Source organism: Mesorhizobium sp. M7A.F.Ca.ET.027.02.1.1, assembly GCF_004022985.1.
Lineage (GTDB): Bacteria > Pseudomonadota > Alphaproteobacteria > Rhizobiales > Rhizobiaceae > Mesorhizobium.
The window spans coordinates 1-3,156 of sequence record NZ_RZOL01000552.1; the positions used below are offsets into that span (position 1 = coordinate 1).

Annotated in this window: 5 protein-coding genes; 3 read left to right on the forward strand and 2 right to left on the reverse strand. The window is 60.5% G+C overall.

Features of this window, described 5'->3' with window-relative positions:
• Together EN749_RS33170 and EN749_RS33175 are read left to right on the forward strand one after the other, a co-directional pair.
• On the forward strand, positions 1–1,001 hold a 1,001-nt coding region (locus EN749_RS33170), incomplete at its 5' end, for an ABC transporter ATP-binding protein (RefSeq protein WP_210214748.1).
• A gap of 211 nt (positions 1,002–1,212) precedes the next feature.
• Positions 1,213–1,527 carry a hypothetical protein gene (locus EN749_RS33175; RefSeq protein WP_027036017.1) on the forward strand — a complete coding sequence of 105 codons (315 nt, stop codon included), beginning with the start codon at positions 1,213–1,215 and terminating at the stop codon, positions 1,525–1,527.
• 29 nt (positions 1,528–1,556) lie between these two features.
• Here the strand turns inward: EN749_RS33175 and EN749_RS33180 are convergent, their stop codons facing one another.
• Positions 1,557–2,261 carry an SOS response-associated peptidase gene (locus tag EN749_RS33180; RefSeq protein WP_127320782.1) on the reverse strand — a complete coding sequence of 235 codons (705 nt, stop codon included), beginning with the start codon at positions 2,259–2,261 and terminating at the stop codon, positions 1,557–1,559.
• A gap of 166 nt (positions 2,262–2,427) precedes the next feature.
• On the opposite strand from EN749_RS33180, the gene EN749_RS33185 reads away from it, so the two are divergent.
• Positions 2,428–2,781 carry a nuclear transport factor 2 family protein gene (locus EN749_RS33185; RefSeq protein ID WP_127261632.1) on the forward strand — a complete coding sequence of 118 codons (354 nt, stop codon included), beginning with the start codon at positions 2,428–2,430 and terminating at the stop codon, positions 2,779–2,781.
• Positions 2,782–2,874: 93 nt separating this feature from the next.
• Here the strand turns inward: EN749_RS33185 and EN749_RS33190 are convergent.
• On the reverse strand, positions 2,875–3,156 hold a 282-nt coding region (locus EN749_RS33190; protein WP_189367892.1), incomplete at its 5' end, for an SRPBCC domain-containing protein.

Below are 3,156 nucleotides of genomic sequence, written 5' to 3' on the forward strand. Positions count from 1 at the left end.
ACATTATCAGCGGCGAGTTTGTCACGCTGCTCGGGCCGTCGGGTTGCGGCAAGACCACCAGCCTGCGCGTCATCGCCGGTTTCGAAAGCCCGTCGAGCGGCAAGGTGTTGCTCGATGGTCGCGATATCACGGCCCTTCGGCCCTTCGACCGGCCGGTCAACACCGTGTTCCAGGATTATGCGCTGTTCCCGCACATGAATGTCGCCGAAAATGTCGGCTTCGGTCTGTCACTGCGCAAACTGTCTGGAGCCGAACAGGCAAAGCGCACCGGCGAAGCCCTCGACATGGTCGGTCTCGCCGACAAGCTTGGCGCCCGCGTCTCCGAACTGTCGGGCGGCCAGCGCCAGCGTGTCGCGCTGGCGCGTGCCATCGTCTGCGAACCACGCGTGCTCCTGCTCGACGAGCCGCTGTCGGCGCTCGATGCGCATCTGCGCGAGCAGATGCAGGTTGAACTGAAGCGGCTGCAGTCGCGGCTCGGCACCACCTTCGTCATGGTCACCCACGACCAGACCGAAGCGCTGTCGATCTCCGACCGCATCGTCGTCATGAACAAGGGCCGCATCGAGCAGATCGCGCCGCCGGCCACCCTTTACGACCGGCCCGCCACGAAGTTTGTGGCGAGCTTCATCGGCACCATGAATCTCCTGCAATCACGGTTTGTCGGCCGCGATGGCGGTCGCTTGCGTTTCACCGCTGGCACCTTGCCGCTGGAGGCCATCGCTGAAACGGGCCAGTCACCCGGGCAAGGCGAGATGCGCACCATTGGCGTGCGCCCGGAGGATCTGCTGGCGGCCACCGAAGCTGCGCCCGGCACCGCACCGGCGCGCGTCAACAGCATCGTCTTTCACGGCCGCACGCTGCGCCTGCATGCCGAACTCGGGCAGGGCGCCCCTGTTGTCATCGATGCACCGCGCCAGGCCGAGGGTTCCCAATTCAGCGTCGGAGACGTGGCGCATATCAGCCTGCGCCGTGGTGCCAACTGCCCGGTGCTACCAGGTTAGTTTCAGCTACGTTAAAAACCGAAGCATCCGTTCGCGCCGCTCCGTGGCTACAAGCACTACGCCGATTGGGCGACCAACTTCGAGGTCAAGGGCATCATCGGCTACGGGCCGTCGTCGCCCTGACTATGTGGACCTGTCAGCCGGCTGTGAACAAAAGACCATGGAACTAAGTAGGATTGACTCGCCGGGGAATATATTCCTAGTTTGGCCGATGCCGGAATTGAGCAGCCGACCGCGCCGAAATGTGCAGACCCTGTGCCTTGCGCACGAAGTCGGGCAACTCATTCGTGTTCGATGCCGGCACTGCAACATCACTCGGCACTATCTGCCCGGCGATCTCGCAAAGCTTGTGGGGGATATTCCCTTTTGGGACGTCGAACGGCATATGCGGTGCGAGCGCTGCAAGCTTCGCGAGCTTGATGCCAGCATTATTTTGCCGAGCGCCGCTGAACGCTTGAAAATTCGGGTCAGGCGCCTTGTCGAAATCCGCATGGTTCGCCGGGTGATCTGGCGAGACGACGATTAAGAAAGCGGCTGATTAGTCGATCCTGCGGCCTAGAACAGAGACCCTTGAGTTGGCACCTGCTGCGGAAACTTGATCTGCGTGGCGGGCTTCTCAACAATCACCAATGCATCGTCCGGCGCTGTCTGCTGCAAATGCCTCGCTTCTGCCCACGGCGCTATAAGCCAGGCCTGGGCATCTTCCGGCGTGGTCAGGATCACGGGCATAGCCTTCTCATGGATCGGCGCGATGACGGCGTTAGGCTTGGTTGTCATGAAGGCAAATAGCTCGAAGTCGCCAGGACCATCCTTGACCTTTCTAACGCCTTGCCAACGGGTCCAGAAACCAGCGAAGAAGAACAGCGGCCGGCTCTCGTCACGCGCAAACCAATAATTGCGCTGGATGCCTGTGTCTGGGTCTTTGTCGTTCGGGGTAGGGCTGGGTTCGGCAAAGCTGGTCACCGGCACGACGCATCTGTGCTCGACGCCGACATATTGCTGCCAGTGCGAATATTGCGGATTGCGCACGTTGGTAGTGCCGTAGTCCGCCTTGCCTTTTATGCGTTCAGGTGGCGTTGGCAAACCCCAAAGCAGTTTCGCCAGCTCACGCTCCCCATCCGCCGTGTTGCGAACGACTAGGCCAGGCTGATTGGGATAGACGTCAAGCGAAGGCTCAAGGTTGCCGCTGACGTCGCGCATTGTGTGTGTCCATTGGCGGACCGCCTCTTGCGTCGTGGTAATATTGTAGAGGTTGCACATTCACCTAGAATTGCGGAATTGGCTTGTGTCCGCAACCGGATGTGCGGGAGCGCGATCTGCACGACATTATCATCCTGACATGGCTTGTCAGCTACGACGCGGCCCGACGATGGCAGGGCAGTAAGCTGTTCCCTACTTGCAGTGCGTCTGAACAGGAGGAACACAAATGACCATCGCGGAAATTGCCAAGGATTTCACCGAGCTGCTCAAGCAGGGCGATAACGAAGCTGCTGCCGAGAAGTACAATGCCGATGATATCGTCAGTCTCGAAGCCATGGCGGGGCCAATGGCCATCTCCCATGGCAAGGAGGCTCTCAGGCAGAAGGGCCAGTGGTGGCAGGAGAACAACGAAGTGCATGGCGGCTCGGTCGAGGGCCCCTATGTCAACGGAGACCAGTTCGCGGTGCGCTTCAAGTTCGACATCACGCCCAAGGCCACCGGCGAGCGCGTCACCATGGATGAAGTTGGCCTCTACACGGTCAAGAACGGCAAGATCACCGAAGAGCGCTTCTATTATTGAGGCGGAAATGCCACCGGGAGACTGCTCTCTTCGCTGCCGGGTTGAAAACAAGCATGACGGCCAAGACAACGTCCTGGCCGTCATGTGGGAAGATCAGATCGTCTTCACATACTGCGCAAGCTGATCGGCCACCGTGCCCCAGCCGTCGAAGAAACCCATCTCTTCATGGTTGTTGCGGGTCGCCTCGTCGCGATGGATGGCGGTGGCGGTGTAGCGCGTGCCCTTGCCGTCCGGCTGCAAGGAAATGACAGCGGTGATGAAGGGTTCTCCTGGCGGCCGGTAACCCGGCAACAATGCATCCGTCCACACCAGCCGCTCGTTCGGCACGATTTCGAGATAGCAGCAATGGCGGTCGGTGACCTTGGTTCCGTCGGG

Excerpts from the sequence above, each read along its gene's own strand:
- EN749_RS33185 (WP_127261632.1), top strand. The coding sequence starts at position 2,428 with ATGACCATCGCGGAAATTGCCAAGGATTTCACCGAGCTGCTCAAGCAG.
- EN749_RS33180 (WP_127320782.1), bottom strand. The coding sequence starts at position 2,261 with ATGTGCAACCTCTACAATATTACCACGACGCAAGAGGCGGTCCGCCAA.
- EN749_RS33175 (WP_027036017.1), top strand. The coding sequence starts at position 1,213 with ATGCCGGAATTGAGCAGCCGACCGCGCCGAAATGTGCAGACCCTGTGC.